This is a genomic window from Acinetobacter sp. DMC2 (genome assembly GCF_056314305.1).
The window spans coordinates 202,242-217,882 of sequence record NZ_JBQUYP010000007.1 but is presented as its reverse complement, the minus strand read 5'-3'; the positions used below and the strand labels follow the sequence as shown (position 1 = coordinate 217,882).

Annotated in this window: 16 protein-coding genes; 7 read left to right on the top strand and 9 right to left on the bottom strand. The window is 38.5% G+C overall.

All coding sequences use genetic code 11. The features are described from left to right. Positions 1-100: 100 nt before the first annotated feature. Complete coding sequence (locus ACT53H_RS16260; protein WP_005309907.1) at positions 101-919, bottom strand: undecaprenyl-diphosphate phosphatase; 819 nt, start codon at positions 917-919, stop codon at positions 101-103. Between the two features lie 348 nt (positions 920-1,267). On the opposite strand from ACT53H_RS16260, the gene ACT53H_RS16255 reads away from it, so the two are divergent. Together ACT53H_RS16255 and ACT53H_RS16250 are read left to right on the top strand one after the other, a co-directional pair. Further along, positions 1,268-2,068 (top strand): PaaX family transcriptional regulator C-terminal domain-containing protein, encoded by an 801-nt coding sequence (locus ACT53H_RS16255; protein WP_476009670.1) that lies wholly within the window; start codon positions 1,268-1,270, stop codon positions 2,066-2,068. A 105-nt stretch (positions 2,069-2,173) separates the two neighbouring features. Further along, positions 2,174-3,166: a fatty acid desaturase family protein gene (locus tag ACT53H_RS16250; RefSeq protein ID WP_476009669.1), complete on the top strand. Its 993-nt coding sequence runs from the start codon at positions 2,174-2,176 to the stop codon at positions 3,164-3,166. A 42-nt stretch (positions 3,167-3,208) separates the two neighbouring features. Here ACT53H_RS16250 and ACT53H_RS16245 read toward each other — a convergent pair whose 3' ends face one another. After that, entirely contained in the window at positions 3,209-4,234 is a 1,026-nt protein-coding gene (locus tag ACT53H_RS16245; RefSeq protein WP_476009668.1) for an AraC family transcriptional regulator, read from the bottom strand. Positions 4,235-4,390: 156 nt separating this feature from the next. Here ACT53H_RS16245 and ACT53H_RS16240 point away from each other — a divergent pair, with 156 nt between their 5' ends. Together ACT53H_RS16240 and ACT53H_RS16235 are read left to right on the top strand one after the other, a co-directional pair. After that, positions 4,391-5,089 (top strand): NAD(P)H-dependent oxidoreductase, encoded by a 699-nt coding sequence (locus ACT53H_RS16240; RefSeq protein WP_476009667.1) that lies wholly within the window; start codon positions 4,391-4,393, stop codon positions 5,087-5,089. 598 nt (positions 5,090-5,687) lie between these two features. Then, positions 5,688-7,187 carry an outer membrane protein transport protein gene (locus tag ACT53H_RS16235; protein WP_476009666.1) on the top strand — a complete coding sequence of 500 codons (1,500 nt, stop codon included), beginning with the start codon at positions 5,688-5,690 and terminating at the stop codon, positions 7,185-7,187. A gap of 59 nt (positions 7,188-7,246) precedes the next feature. Here the strand turns inward: ACT53H_RS16235 and thrH are convergent, their stop codons facing one another. Then, positions 7,247-7,864: a bifunctional phosphoserine phosphatase/homoserine phosphotransferase ThrH gene (gene thrH, locus ACT53H_RS16230; RefSeq protein WP_003655338.1), complete on the bottom strand. Its 618-nt coding sequence runs from the start codon at positions 7,862-7,864 to the stop codon at positions 7,247-7,249. Between the two features lie 184 nt (positions 7,865-8,048). On the opposite strand from thrH, the gene ACT53H_RS16225 reads away from it, so the two are divergent. Further along, positions 8,049-8,783 (top strand): phosphoadenylyl-sulfate reductase, encoded by a 735-nt coding sequence (locus ACT53H_RS16225; protein ID WP_312824341.1) that lies wholly within the window; start codon positions 8,049-8,051, stop codon positions 8,781-8,783. Positions 8,784-8,954: 171 nt separating this feature from the next. Beyond that, positions 8,955-10,340 carry a WS/DGAT/MGAT family O-acyltransferase gene (locus ACT53H_RS16220; RefSeq protein WP_004789320.1) on the top strand — a complete coding sequence of 462 codons (1,386 nt, stop codon included), beginning with the start codon at positions 8,955-8,957 and terminating at the stop codon, positions 10,338-10,340. Positions 10,341-10,366: 26 nt separating this feature from the next. Here the strand turns inward: ACT53H_RS16220 and ACT53H_RS16215 are convergent, their stop codons facing one another. The 6 genes from ACT53H_RS16215 to ACT53H_RS16190 all read right to left on the bottom strand — a co-directional run bounded on the left by ACT53H_RS16215 (position 10,367) and on the right by ACT53H_RS16190 (position 15,182). Then, the gene (locus ACT53H_RS16215) at positions 10,367-10,540 is read right to left on the bottom strand and encodes a PA1571 family protein (protein ID WP_002116397.1); all 174 of its coding nucleotides are present in this window, start codon (positions 10,538-10,540) and stop codon (positions 10,367-10,369) included. 139 nt (positions 10,541-10,679) lie between these two features. Then, positions 10,680-12,134, bottom strand: a complete 1,455-nt coding sequence (gene rng / locus ACT53H_RS16210; protein WP_004789319.1) for a ribonuclease G — start codon at positions 12,132-12,134, stop codon at positions 10,680-10,682. 107 nt (positions 12,135-12,241) lie between these two features. Further along, positions 12,242-12,802 (bottom strand): Maf-like protein, encoded by a 561-nt coding sequence (locus ACT53H_RS16205; RefSeq protein ID WP_476009665.1) that lies wholly within the window; start codon positions 12,800-12,802, stop codon positions 12,242-12,244. Then, a complete protein-coding gene (gene mreD / locus ACT53H_RS16200) occupies positions 12,790-13,281 on the bottom strand; it encodes a rod shape-determining protein MreD (protein ID WP_476009664.1) in 492 nt (163 codons plus the stop codon). The genes ACT53H_RS16205 and mreD overlap by 13 nt, the downstream gene beginning before the upstream one ends. Further along, positions 13,268-14,125 carry a rod shape-determining protein MreC gene (gene mreC, locus ACT53H_RS16195; protein ID WP_004789316.1) on the bottom strand — a complete coding sequence of 286 codons (858 nt, stop codon included), beginning with the start codon at positions 14,123-14,125 and terminating at the stop codon, positions 13,268-13,270. Before mreC ends, mreD begins: the two co-directional genes overlap by 14 nt. A 16-nt stretch (positions 14,126-14,141) precedes the next feature. Continuing rightward, on the bottom strand, positions 14,142-15,182 hold the full coding sequence (locus tag ACT53H_RS16190; protein ID WP_004789315.1) for a rod shape-determining protein: 1,041 nt from the start codon (positions 15,180-15,182) through the stop codon (positions 14,142-14,144). A gap of 133 nt (positions 15,183-15,315) precedes the next feature. Here ACT53H_RS16190 and gatC point away from each other — a divergent pair, with 133 nt between their 5' ends. After that, positions 15,316-15,630 carry an Asp-tRNA(Asn)/Glu-tRNA(Gln) amidotransferase subunit GatC gene (gatC, locus tag ACT53H_RS16185; RefSeq protein WP_000107699.1) on the top strand — a complete coding sequence of 105 codons (315 nt, stop codon included), beginning with the start codon at positions 15,316-15,318 and terminating at the stop codon, positions 15,628-15,630. Positions 15,631-15,641: the final 11 nt, after the last annotated feature.

Genomic DNA, 15,641 nt, shown 5'->3' with positions numbered 1-15,641 from the left:
CATCTCTCTTACGTTGACTTTGTATAAATAGGCAATTCAAATCAATTTTTAGGCATAAAAAAACCTAGAACATTCTAGGTTTTTCACTTCATCAGATTATTTAAGCCGATAAATTAAAGAACATTGCGGCAATCAAAATGATTACACCGAGTACTATTCGATACCAAGCAAATACGCGTAACGTATGACGCTCTACAAACAGAACCAATGCTTTTACAACAAACAATGCGGCAATAAAAGCAGCAACAAAACCTACCCCAATATTAATCATATTATCGGCAGTCAGTACATCAGCATTTTTAACCAAGTCAAAAGTTGCGGCACCCAACATGGTTGGCATAGCAAGGAAGAAAGAGAATTCTGTAGCAGCCTTACGTGATAAGCCCGCAAACATTCCACCTACAATTGTTGCACCCGAACGTGAAGTTCCTGGAATCATAGCAACACACTGAGCAAGTCCAACTAAAAGTGCTTGTTTAAAAGTAATTTTAGTTGCATCGAGTGTCTTATGTTCAAATTGTCTAGATTCAACCCAGAAAATAATAAGTGCCCCGACAATTAAGGCAATCGCCACCACAATTGGGCTGAATAAAACACTTTTAATAAAGTCTACTGCCAAAACCCCAATAATAACTGCGGGGAAGAATGCAATAAGTACACTGATAGCAAAATGACGTGATTCTACATCACCACTAAAGAAGCCTTTAATCAAGTTAACAATTTTTTGTCGGTATAACCAGCACACTGCCAAAATAGCACCTAACTGGATTACAACCTCAAATACACGACCGCCGTCTGAATGGAAATCGATAATATGACCAAATAAAATTAAATGGCCTGTACTCGAGATTGGTAAAAATTCAGTTAAGCCTTCGACAAAGCCTAAAAACAGTGCTTTTATAACTTCAAAATTTTCCATCACTTGCTCAAAAAGTTAATCACCAGAAAAGTCTAAAAATTTGTTTTATATCATGTACAAACCATAGTTTTGGCCTAGTTCATGCCCAATATCAGATCATTTCTAGCATTTGTGGTTATTGCCCTTAGCAAAAGGCGGTTTATTTAAAGGGGAATAATGTATCACATCATCATGACAATCTTAGGTTAACTATCGTAAAAAGATGAACTTGGTTAAGAACTACAAAACTTCTCATTCTATAGCTAAAGATTTTTACGCTTATTGACCCTAAAAATGATCTTAAAAAGACATTACAAAAACATGATATTATTTTTCTTACATGCAACTCATATCAAAAATTCTATCTGAATGAAAAATACCAAAATTAATGCACGTCATCTTATTATCGATTTATTTCTTTCCTCAGCTTACCCTCAACTCACCATTAAACAAATATTGATTGCCGCTAAACTCTTTAATATGAGTGACAACGGTATTCGTGTGGCTACGACTCGGCTATTAAATGAAGGCATGATAGAAAGTGTAGAGCGCGGTATTTATCAACTTTCGCCCTCAACTAAAGTATGGGCAAAAGTCATTTTAAATCGTAAAAATGGCATTAAGCAGACTAAACAATGGCAACAGAATTATCTGGCAGTATTTACGGGGACATTGGGGCGTATAGATCGGACCGCTTTAAAAAAGAGAGAACACGCTTTACATCAATTTGGTTTTAGAGAGCTCGAAACTGGTATTTATATACGTCCAGACAATTTAGCGTATAGCTTTGAAAAAACATGTGAGGAGCTCGTTTTAGCGGGTCTTGAAAATGAAGCCAAAATTTCTATTATTCAAAAATTTGACTCAAAAACAGTTTCGTTAATTCCTTCTTTATGGGATACGAAGCAGCTTGAAGAAAATTATGAGATGTATAGTCAAGATATCCAAGAATGGCTTTTGAATTATAAAAATTTATCCTTAAATGAAGCTGCGACTCAAGCTTTGTTATTAGGACGTGAAACGATTACCTTACTCATGAATGATCCTCTGCTGCCCCCTCCATTTGTTAACGAACATGCCCGCAACCAGTTTGCTCAGAATGTACAGCAGCTCGATTCGATTGGACAAAAGCTATGGCAAAAACTTTATGAAAATGAATTAGCCCATTAAAGAAAGATTTATTTTTTTACAAACAAATATTACACTTTTTAAAATTTTATGATTATATTGGTAATATAAAAGATGAATGCCAAAATCTGATTTGGGAGAATAAAAATGAATGCACAAGTCAGTGTGACCGATCTCTTTAGCAGAGAAGAAATACAGGAACTCACACACCCCTCAGATGCATATGGTGCTTGGGCTGTTGCAAGTACGTGGGCTGTTATTGGCGGAACATTTGCCAGTTTAATCATGATGTGGGATTACTTACCTAGTTGGGGCAAATTACTTGCTTGTATGCTTGCTTTAGCAATATTGGCTGGTCGCCAGTTATGTCTAGCGATTTTGATGCATGATGCATCGCATAAAAGCTTGTTCAAAAATAAAAAAATAAATGACTTTGTCGGTGAGTGGCTATGCGCCCGTCCCATCTGGAATGATCTACAAAAATATCGCGTACATCATGTGCGTCATCATGCAAAAACGTCTACTCCAGATGACCCAGACCTTTCTTTAGTTTCTGGTTTTCCTGTGAGCAAGAAATCTCTTACTCGTAAATTCTTACGCGACTTAACGGGTATGACCGGATTAAAGTTTAGCTTTGGTCGAGTGTTAATGGATCTCGATTTAATGAAATGGACGGTTGCAAATGATCAAGTCTGGCTAGACCGAAGTAATAAAGACTTCGTTGACTATGCTAAAAGTCTTATAAAAAACAGTAGTGGAGCCATTGCAACCAATGTAGCTCTTTATGGGGTTTTAAAAGCTTTTGGTCAACAACGGTTTTATTGGTTATGGCCCCTAGCTTACTTAACACCCTTCCCATTATTTTTAAGAATTCGCTCCATGGCCGAACATGCAGGGATGCAAACGAGCAATACCGCTTTAACGAATACCCGTACAACACGTGCAGGTTGGATTGCTAGAAGCTTTGTGGCCCCTATTCATGTCAATTACCACATGGAACATCATTTAATGGCTTCGGTGCCCTACTTCAAATTGCCGCGTATGCACCGTCTATTGAGAGACCGAGGACATGTTCCAGCACCACCTAGCTATTTTGAAGTAATTGAATCACTCTCATCTAAGCCAGAACAATCTACTTAATTAACTCAAATGATAAATCAAAGGCCATAAATTTATGGCCTTTTAACTTAAATCATCCATCTTATATTTGGTTTGGAAATATTTAGGCGTGACGCCCATCCAGCGCTTAAATGCACGGGTAAAGTGAGAAGTCTCGGCATAACCCAGCATTAAAGCCACTTTTTCAATCGACATGTTATTTTGAGCTAAAAGTTTCTGAGCATGCTCTTTTTTAAGTGAGTCCACCAAAAAGGTAAAACTAGTGTGATCAAGAGCTAAATAGCGTTGCAGGGTTCGCTCTGACATATTCATGATTTGAGCAACTTGCCCAACTTTCAATGCCTCAATCTCCCCATTCAAAAGCAATTTTTCAGCAACTTGTTTGACTCGCCCTTTCCAGCCACTTTTTAATTTTAATTTATCTATATCCCGCTTGCATTGTGCATTTAACAACGGCGCTAGCATTGGGTCCGCCGTTAATACAGGCTGTGCTAAATACTCTTTTGGAAATATCCAACGATTACACTTTTGATTAAATAAACAAGTGACCGCCAGTTGATGACTTATTTGGGAAAAACCTATCGGTTCTTGCATTTGTAATTCAACTTTTCCTAAATGAGAAAGTCCTGTTAATTTTTTTGCAATTTGAACAAAACCAACTAACAAAAAAATGTTGGCATTTGGACTCAATTGAAATTGATTAACAGGCTGATGAATTGACCAACATGCATCATTATTTTCTTGTTTTAATTCTGGTTTAAAAACCCTACAACGTGAGCCAATGAATTGTTCAAGAATTTTCAGCGCCTCACCTAAAGTTAGAGAAACTATAGCGGCCATTCCGACTGAACCATAACATGAAGCCGTCATACTTAAAGCTAAATACCCAGCTAATGCTGGCTCTTTGCATAACTCGATCGCCCGTTCAATAAACTGATTTAAAATGTTGAACTCAACATACCAGTAGGGCTTTTTTAATTGGTCTAAGGTTATTCCACTTCCATCTAAAAGTTGCTCATCAGAGACACCCCATCGCTTAACAGTCTCGACGATTAAATTAATATAAGTTCCGGGTAATTCTGGATTCATGAGCAACCCATTGAGCAAAATAAAATGGCGTAAAATGGTAAAAACTGTCAGTTCATGAACTATGCCATGCTTTTAAATTGATGCATAGTTATTCAAAACAAAATCCGCTGAATTGCACTAGACAGCACAATTTCTGAAAAGAATACAGGTCACCTTATGAACATTCTGATTATCCATGCTCATCCAGAACCACAGTCTTTTACTGCTGCTCTAAAAAGTACAGCTAAACAAACCTTAGAAAAATTGGGGCACACAGTAGAGATTTCAGATTTATATACGATGCAATTTAACCCTGTTGCGTCCAAAGAGGATTTTCTAGAGCTTAACCAACCTGATTATTTTAATTATGCTCTCGAACAAAGAAATGCCAGCAAAAATCAACTTCTAGCTCCAGATATTCAAGTAGAAATTGAAAAAGTAAAAAAAGCTGATTTAGTTATTTTAAATTTCCCACTTTATTGGACATCTGTTCCAGCAATTTTAAAGGGCTGGATTGATCGTGTGTTCGTCTCTGGCTTGTTTTATGGTGGTAAGCGGTTTTATAACCATGGGGGAATGTCTGGAAAAAAAGCGATGTTGTGCTTAACACTCGGTGGTAGAACACACATGTTTGGAGAGAACTCAATTCACGGCCCAATTGAAAATTATTTATCACCGATTCAACGTGGTACTTTGGCATATGCCGGTTTTGAAGTTTTACCACCATTCATTGCCTACCATGTACCCTACATTAGCCAAGAAGCAAGAGAAAGCCTTCTTGAAGACTATGTGACTTACCTCACTCACTTGGACCAGCTTGAACCACTAAAATTTCCTAAGCTTGAGCAATTTGATGAAAGACTATATCCACTCTAATGCTGTGTTTGAGCTCTAAAAATTAAATAGCCGAATTTAGCTTACTATTTTCGGTTATTTTCTTGCCCATAACTTTCAAATAGAAATCTAAATTCGTTCAAAAAATAGATCAAATGGTAAAAAAACTAAGGTAAACTTTTTTATAAAATTAAGAATATAAAAGTTAATCAATAATATACAGATGTAAATAAACTAGACTTATCAACTAAAAATGACAACCAATACTCATTTCCTAATCACTTAATTCATATTTTTACAAAAAAATCTTTGACCATTTTTCTTGGATTTGTGACAAAAATGTCATAAAAACAAAGACCATTACTAATAGATAAAAAATATAAATATCAATTAATTAAATTAGTTTAATAATGAAAATATTCCTTCATATTTCATCCATTATTGGCACTATTTGTATAAAAAGTGAGTACTCTTCAGTTCATATAACAGATTTACTCTTATTGTAATTATGCTATTTTTGTTACATGGAGTTATCAAAGCTTCTATTACTTGTAATTAGGAGCTTTGAAGGCAACACAGTTTAAACGGTTTAACTCTGTTACTTTTAAAAAAATGTCTTGAAGTTCAAGGAAAGATTAAAATGAAATTAAAACATCTGAGCACTGCAATGATTTTAGCAACGCTGCCTGCAACTGGGGTTTTTGCAGCAGCATTGGATCGCTCTGGACAATCAATGTCTGCATTTTTGCAGCCTAATAATTACTTTGAAGCGGGTATTTCTGTTTTAGATCCAGATGTAGCGGGTAAAGAAGCTGGTACAAGTGCAACGCGCCGTGATATTGGTGATATGGGTAATGATTATTATTTCCCCAATGCTGCATTAAAACTGCAACTTAATGATAAATTCTCATTTGGTATACTATACGATCAACCATTCGGCGCAGATGCTGAATATTCTGGAAAAAATGTATTTGTATCAGATAGCACCAATACAATTTTAGCTCCTGAAAGATTAGATGCTATTCGTACAAGCACTATTGATACAACATTTAATGGATTAACTGCTAATCAACGTGTGGGTGCCGCCCTGCAAGCCCAAGGAGTTGACTTATCCTCTCCTGCTGGACAAGCACAATTTGCTGCCACTTTAAATGCTTATAATAATGATGCAACTACTAAAGCTGTTATCGATGCGGGTGTTAAACAAGGTGTTGCTGCAAAGGTTGACGCCGGTTTAGCTCAAGTCAATGGTTTGCTTGGTAAAGGTGCCACCAAGGTTAAAGTTGATACCCAGAACCTTGCAATGGTTTTTGGTTTCCAACCGAATCAAAACTGGAATTTCTATGCAGGTGGTGTATATCAAACCATTAAAGGAAATATCAATCTCCGTGGTCAAGCCTATAGTATTTACAATGGCTATGACGCAGATATTAAAGAAACTGGTGGTGCAGGTTGGTTAGCAGGTTTCGCTTATCAAATTCCTGAAATTGCATTAAAAGCTTCTTTAACGTATCGCTCTGAAATTGACCATGATGTCAATATTCGTGAAAACTTGCCTACACTTCCTGCTCTTTCATTATTAGGGCAAGCTGCAGCTGGTGAAGCAATTAAAAATAGCTCAGCAGATACTACAATTACTACACCTCAATCAGTTAACTTTGATTTTCAAACAGGAATCATGGCTGACACTGTTGCCTTTGCTAACATACGTTGGGTGAACTGGAAAGATTTCTCTGTTCAACCATACAAATTTGGGCAACTATCAAAAGTTGTAGGCCCAATTGTCAATCGTCCAAATGGTTTTGATTTAGTTAGCTATACAGATGACCAATGGTCTGTAAACACTGGTGTAGGCCGTAAACTTACCGACAAGTGGGCTGGTAATGTGTCTGTAGGTTGGGACTCTGGTGCAGGTAACCCAATCACAACTCTAGGACCAACAGAAGGTTACTGGAACGTAGGTTTAGGTGTTCAATATAGCCCTACTCCACAAACATTTATTGCTGGTGGTGTAAAATATTTCTGGTTGGGTGATGCTAAAGCTCAAACAGGTGCACAAGCTGGTGGTGATGAATATGTTGCAGAGTTCTCTGACAACAACGCAATCGCTTATGGTTTAAAACTTGGTTATAAATTCTAAGTTTCAAAGCTCATTCATATAAAAAAGGCGCTTTAAGCGCCTTTTTTATTATTTATCTCTTAAGCAGGAATGCTACGTTTCGAAACTGAACGGATTGCTTCTTTTAATGCATCATAGCCGTGGATTGCAGGGAATTGTGGGAACTCGGCAATTACATTTGCAGGTGCATCAAATAAGAAACCATGATCAGCTTCACCCAACATGGTTGTATCGTTATACGAATCGCCAGCTGCGATTACGCGGAAATTTAAGCCATGTAGTGCTTTAACAGACTCACGTTTTTGATCTGGTTGACGTAATTTATAAGCTGTAATCATTCCCTCTTCATCTGTCTCTAATTTATGACAGAAAATTGTTGGCCAGCCCAATTGCTTCATTAAAGGGTGTGCAAACTCATAGAAGGTATCTGACAAGATCACGAGTTGGAAATGCGTGCTTACCCATTCAACAAATTCTTTTGCGCCTGGTAATGGCCCCATCTCAGCAATGACTTCTTGAATATCATTTAAGCCTAAACCGTGTTGTTTTAAGATATTAAGACGCTGAGTCATTAAAACATCATAATCCGGAATATCACGAGTTGTTGCTTCGAGTTCTTTGATCCCTGTTTTTTTAGCGAAATTGATCCAGATTTCAGGAACTAAAACCCCTTCAAGATCTAGGCATACGATTTCCATGAATGCTTCCAACGTTGGTTAAAAATTGCTGTATCATACCACTAAGATTTTCAGTTTTGCGTTGTTATTGATCAAATCAATTTTATTCATAAGGTTCGAAATTAAAGTGCTAAGCACTTTATCAACTATCCTTTAGAATATTTTTCATAAATCAATGCGCCCAAGCCTTTTGCCAGGAACACACATGACCGTTATTCCGACTATTGATATCGTAGATGCTCTTGCTGCTGAGTATGCAACCAAAAGTCCTCGAGAAATTTTAGAACTTGCCCTAAGCCAACAAGGTGAAATTGCGATTTCGTTTTCGGGAGCAGAAGATGTTGTTTTAATTGATATTGCTTCACGTTTAGGTAAGCCGTTCCGTGTGTTTAGTCTCGATACTGGCCGACTCCACGCTGAAACTTATCAATTTATTGAAACTGTCCGTAAACACTACAATATTAATATCGAAATTTGTTTCCCTGAATCTGAAGCTGTCCAAAGTATGGTCAACGAAAAAGGTTTATTCAGCTTTTTTACAGATGGGCATCAGGAATGTTGTGGTATCCGTAAAGTTCAGCCTTTACGTAAAAAACTTGCGACTTTAGACGGTTGGATTACGGGTCAACGTAAAGATCAAAGCCCTGGTACGCGTACAGAAATTCCAGTCGTACAAGCTGATGCAGGTTTCTCTGGTCCAGGTAAGCAACTCATTAAATATAATCCTTTAGCAAACTGGACAAGTGCTGAAGTATGGAGCTACATCCGTATGATGGAGATTCCATATAACCCTCTTCACGAACGTGGTTTTGTTTCTATTGGCTGTGAACCATGTACACGTGCTGTATTACCAAACCAACATGAGCGTGAAGGGCGCTGGTGGTGGGAAGAAGCGACTCAAAAAGAGTGTGGATTACACGCAGGTAATATGAAAAAGTAATTTGTTATCAAAAAACCACTGCTAAATCAGTGGTTTTTTTTATGTCATGTTCCGTACACAAAGTCATATTTTATCTACTCTAAACGCTATATACTTAATTTTACGGTTCTATAATTCTAATAAGAGCTCAGATAAGGGCTTCTTAGAAAAATGCATGAGGCACAATGATTTATGCGTCCATTACATCCAATTGATTTCATTTTTCTGTCACTTGAAAAAAGACAGCAACCCATGCATGTCGGTGGATTGTTTTTATTTGAAATTCCTGAAAATGCACCTGAAACTTTTGTACATGATTTAGTTGAAGATATTAAACGCTCAAAAAGCATTCCTATTCCACCCTTCAATAACCGTTTAAATGGTCTATTTTGGGATGAGGATGAAGAGTTTGATATCGATCATCACTTTCGCCACATTGCTCTGCCTCATCCTGGCCGTATTCGTGAACTTCTGGTTTATATTTCACAGCAACATAGTTCATTAATTGATCGTGCTAAGCCACTTTGGACTTGTGACATTATTGAAGGAATCGAAGGCAATCGCTTTGCCATGTATTTTAAAATCCATCATGCAATGGTCGATGGCGTTGCAGGTATGCGTTTGATTGAAAAATCACTTTCAAAAACACCTGAAGAGAAACACGTCGTTCCTTTATGGTGTGTTGAGAGCAAAAGAACTAAACGACTAAAAGTACCGACTCCAAGCACAAGTAAAATTAAGAGTATTTTAGGCGGTATTAAGTCTCAACTCGATATCGCTCCTAAAGTCATGCAAGAGCTATCTCAGACTATATTTAAAGAAATGGGCAAAAATCCTGATTATGTTTCTACTTTTCAGGCGCCAGTGTCGATTTTGAATCAAAGAGTGAGTGCTTCACGTCGTTTTGCAGCCCAATCATTTGAACTGAGTCGTCTTAGAAAGATTTCAAAAGTGTTAGGCGTAACAATTAATGATGTTGTACTCGCAGTATGTTCTGGTGCTTTACGTGAATATTTGATTAGTCAAAATAGCTTACCTAAAAAACCACTTATTGCCATGGTGCCAGCTTCGTTACGCACCGATGACTCTGATATGAGTAACCGGATTACCATGATTTTGGCAAATTTAGGAACTCATAAAGACCAACCATTAGAACGTCTAGAAATTATTCGTCGCAGCATGCAAAATTCAAAGCAACGCTTTAGCCGCATGACTGCGAATGAAATTTTAAACTATAGTGCGGTTGTTTATGGTCCGGCAGGATTAAACATCATGTCAGGAATGCTTCCTAAGCGTCAGGCGTTCAATTTAGTCATTTCCAATGTACCAGGACCACGTGAGCCGCTTTATTGGAATGGCGCGAAATTAGACGCTCTCTACCCTGCTTCAATTGTCATGGATGGACAAGCACTAAACATTACTATGACGAGTTATTTAGATAAGCTTGAAGTTGGATTAACAGCTTGTCGAAATGCCTTGCCAAAAATGCAAAACCTTTTGACTCACTTAGAAGATGAGATTCAACGGTTTGAAGAAATTATTGTAGAGAAGCAGCTGAAACATCATTCAGCAAGTTAGAAAACTAAGGGGCTTAAATTGGCCCCTTATTTTTTGATTGTGCGGCACTGGTTAAGTAACTGATGACATACTGAACGAATCATTGCAGTTGTGATCGGTACTTCTTTACCTTGGTCATTCAACATATAGCAGCTATTTACTGGCGTGCTTTCTAAAACATGTTTAAGACCGTTGCTAATTAAGTTTTCACTTACATTCATGGGTTATACCTCTTATTGTTTGCTAAGACGTTAAATAGGGAGAACGTCTACGGCTACTGTATGTAAGTAGTATTTAAAATTCATGAATGAAAGTAAAATTTCAGTTGTAACAAGGATTAAGCGATATCTTGTTACAACTTTAACTTAAAATGATATCGTATTGCTCTTGCGTATATAAATTTTCGACTTGAAATTTAATGACACGGTTGATGAAATGCTCTAAATCTGCCACTGCTGGCGCTTCTGCTGTTAATAATCGGTCAATCACAGAAGGATGAGCAACAACAGTAAAGCCACTCGTTGACTCAAATGCACGGGTATATCGTAATATCTCACGAAATATTTCGTAACACACTGTCTCTGCTGTTTTGACAAAACCACGTCCTTGACAGGTTGGACATGACTCACACAGCAAATGTTCTAACGATTCACGTGTGCGTTTACGCGTCATTTCAACCAACCCAAGTTCTGACACTTGAGTAATTTTGGTCTTAGCGTGATCACGCTCAAGCATTTTTTCAAATTGACGCATCACCTCTTCACGGTGAATTGCCTCTTGCATGTCAATAAAATCAATAATGAGAATACCACCCAAATTACGCAGTCTAAGTTGACGCGCAATCACTTGAGTCGCTTCCATATTGGTTTTAAAAACGGTGTCTTCAAGACTACGACCACCGACATATGAACCCGTATTAACGTCAATCGTTGTCATGGCTTCAGTCTGATCGATCATCAGATAGCCGCCTGACTTCAAAGCTACGCGGGTTTGTAAGGCTTTTTGAATATCTTCCTCTACATTATAAAGATCAAATAGTGGTCGCTCGCCCGGATAATGAATGAGTCGACTCTGCATATTCGGGACAAATTCTTCAACAAACTCAAGAAGCTTGGCGTGAATCTCTCTCGAATCGACATAAATCTTTGCAGTTTCGTCGCTAGCCAAATCTCGAATAATACGTTGAGGTAATGGAAGCTCTTCAAAAATTAAGGAAGGGACAGCAACATCAATTTGTTTTCTTTGAATGTATTCCCATAATTTACTCAGATAGCACATATCCTGTGCAATTTCTGCCTCATCGACACCTTCAGCAGCTGTACGTACAATCACGCTACCCGGCAAATTATGTTCAGATTGAATACCTTCGATAATATTACGTAGTCGCTCTCGCTCTTCTTCAGACTCAATACGCTGAGATACACCAATATGATTTCCATATGGCATGAGAACCAGATAACGAGAAGGGATTGAAAGGTCAGTACTCAGACGCGCACCTTTTGTACCCAACATATCTTTCATTACTTGGACAGTAAGCGTTTGCCCGGGATGTAAGAGTTCAAAAACATTTGGGGTAGGCTGTGAACGAGGCCAAACCATATCATTGATATGTAAAAAGGCTGTTCGAGACAAACCAATATCAACGAAGGCAGCTTGCATGCCCGGAAGCACCCGCACGACTTTACCTTTGTAAATATTGCCGACTAGACCACGTTTGACTGTACGTTCAACATACAGCTCATTAACAGTTCCATTTTCGATTAATGCCACCCGACACTCCATAGGCGTGACATTAATAAGTAATTCTTCTGACATACATAAACTCAAAGCATTATAAAATTTTTATTAAAGAGTCAGAGAAGCTGTTAACTTTGCCTAGTGTTCATCGACAATGCTATTCAATTAAGAATGATAACAACCTCTTATGTCTTTACTCTTTTTAATAACTGTGCAAATTCGTATAAAGGAAGTCCTACCACATTACTATAACTTCCTTGAATTTGGGGAATATATTGAGAAGCAATCCCTTGAATTGCATATCCACCGGCCTTCCCCACAGGCTCACCTGTAGTCCAATAATCTTCCATATCTTGCGTAGTCAGAGGCTGAAACTCAACTTGAGTTTGCACTACCTGACTTAACATTTTTTGTTGCGTAGCAATACATAATCCAGAAAACACATCATGCCAACGTCCAGATAATTGTTTCCAGATTTCAAAGGCATGATTTTTCGATTCAGGCTTACCAATAATTTGGCCATCAAGCCCAAGACTTGTATCGGCAGCAATAACGATTGCGTCTGGAAAAAGCTCCAATACAGTTTGTGCTTTTTCTCTAGCTAACCGTTCAACATAATGGTGAACCAGCTCATTTTCATGAACGGACTCGTCAATATCTGGACTATAGATTTCAAAATCTAAACCCAGTTGCTGCAATAGCTCCTTCCGACGAGGAGAGCTAGATGCTAAGACTATATGCGCCATTTTGCCAAACAATAATAGACGATTGGCCAAGTGATGATACTTGTCATCAATGGTTGCCAATGCCTAGCAATCGAAAAATGAATTCCACCCATGGTCTGCGTTACCCACATAAACGCTAAATGAGCAATAATGACCAGAATTGCAATTGTCCATAAATTACCAAAGGTTAAAATACGGCGCTCGCGAATTAAAAAACGGGTAAGAAAAGTCACAATTACAAAACTTAAAGCATTAAGGCCTAAAGGCGCGTCAAGCAAAAGGTCTGTAAAAATTCCCATTCCAAATGCAAACCAGACTCCACACCATGTTGGCTGACATACCACCCAAAATAGCATAATCATTAACATGAATAATGGGCGCCAACCTGAAATATCGTAGGATAGCGGGTAAACCATGAGCACTGAGCCAACAATTACAGAGAGGATAATTCCCCATAATGGATCGTTTCGTTTTTCTCGTTTCAATTTAGCGATCGGCATATGGTTGCTCCTTCGCTAAAGAATCAGAGAAAAGTACGACTACATGATGCCCTGTTGCTAATTGTGCGGCTGGTGTAACATCAATTTCTGCAAACTCGCCCGAATTATGACGTCTTATTTTGGCAACTGTACCCACTGCGTACCCTGCTGGGAAATGTTCACCCAAACCTGAGCTAAACACTTTATCACCCACTTGAATATTCGCACTCGTCGGGACATATTCCATTTTCAAACGCCCCAAATCACCAGTACCAGAAACAATCGCCCGCATTCCAGTGCGCTCAAGACGTACTGAAAGTGAATGTTCTTTATCTGATAACAACATTACACGTGAGCTATGAGGGTATACATTAATGATCTGTCCCATAATTCCTTTATCATCCAGAACCGTTTGACCGACCTTTAGATGGTCCATAGATCCACGGTTAACAATGATGATATGACGTAATGGGTCTGCATCTGTCCCAATTACTTCGGCAATCTCCATACGTCCATCAATAATTAATGGAGTATCAAGAAGACCTCGCAAACGGGTGTTTTCAGCGGACAGTTCAGAAAGCTTTTGTAAACGAACCTGAGCTTGTAAAAGCTCAGCCTGCATCGCAGTATTTTCACGACGCAGTTGTGCTTCAGATTTTGTTTGTTGATTCAGCCATTCTCTCGACAGTACTGGATAACTGGCCAATGCATAAATTGGGTTATATGCAGCGTACAAGACATCCCTTGCTGGCTGAATTACATACGGCATGCGCCAATCAAAAAACAGCACAACCAAGCATGTAATGACCGCAATAATGAACGAGCGGAAAGATGGCGGCTGTCTTGAAAAAATATTCGGTTGCACCGCCTAATCCTTAAACTTAACCAACAAAAAGCATGTCATGGTTCGGGTTGTCGAAGAATTCCAATACCTTACCACCACCACGGGTCACGCAAGTAAGAGGATCTTCAGCAACTACAACTGGTAAACCAGTTTCTTGAGCTAATAATTTATCGAGGTTACGAAGTAATGCACCACCACCTGTCAACACAATACCACGTTCGGCAATATCAGAAGAAAGTTCTGGAGGAGTTTGCTCAAGTGCAGATTTTACTGCGCTTACAATATTTTGTAATGGATCAGAGATTGCTTGAGTAATTTCGTCAGAAGTTACAGTAATTGCGCGAGGCACACCTTCTGCAAGGTTACGACCACGTACTTCAATTTCTAATGTTGTGCCATCAGAAACAGCCATGCCTACTTCTTTTTTAATAATTTCAGCAGTAGTTTCACCAATTACACAACCGTGAGCTTTACGAACATAATTGATGATTTGCTCATCAAAAACATCACCACCGATGCGTAAAGAGTCAGCATAGACACAACCTTGCAATGAAATAATTGCAATTTCAGTTGTACCACCACCAACATCCACAACCATAGAACCACACGCTTGTTCAACTGGCATACCTGCGCCAATTGCAGCAGCCATAGGTTCTTCAATGAGACGAACATCACGGGCACCAGCATTAAATACTGCTTCGCGAATCGCACGGCGCTCGACCAAAGTTGATTTACATGGTACACATACAACTACACGAGGTGCAGGTGGGAACAAACGTTTTTCGTGAACTTTACCAATAAACTGATTCAACATGGTTTCAGTCACTTCAAAATCCGCAATTACACCGTCTTTCATTGGACGAATTGCAGAAATATTCGCAGGCGTACGGCCCAGCATTTGCTTAGCATCTAGACCTACAGCAGCAACAATTTTTTGTGAACCACTGTGACGAATTGCCACAACTGTTGGTTCATTTAATATAATGCCGCGGCCTGGTGCATAAATAAGTGTATTTGCTGTACCTAAATCAATGGCTAGATCCGGCGAAAACAAGCCAATTAGTCGTTTTAGAATCACGGTTCGTTCTCAGTTAAACTTTCATGTGGATGCAAGGTGGCAACTTTAAACTAAATGTGATGATTTGAACAAGTCAATCGCTTATTATAACGCACGATATTTTGAAAATTTTTAATACTGATTAGGTGATGTTATGTCTACATCGGATGCACAGCATTCAGCAGATTTAAATGCACAAACAGTTTCAGCAATCGCCAATCTTGCTCGATTGTCGCTCAATGATACGCAATCTGCTGAATATGCTCAAAGTCTAAATAAAATTTTAGGCATGATGGAAACCTTAAAAGGCATTGATACGGAAGGCGTAGAACCTTTGAAAAGTCCTTTTGACAATCCTCAACCTTTACGTGCTGATGTGGTAACGGAAAGCAATCATCGAGATGAATACCAAGCAGTTGCACCTGCAACACAAGATGGTTTGTATCTTGTTCCTCGCGTGATTGAATAACTTTTACTCAA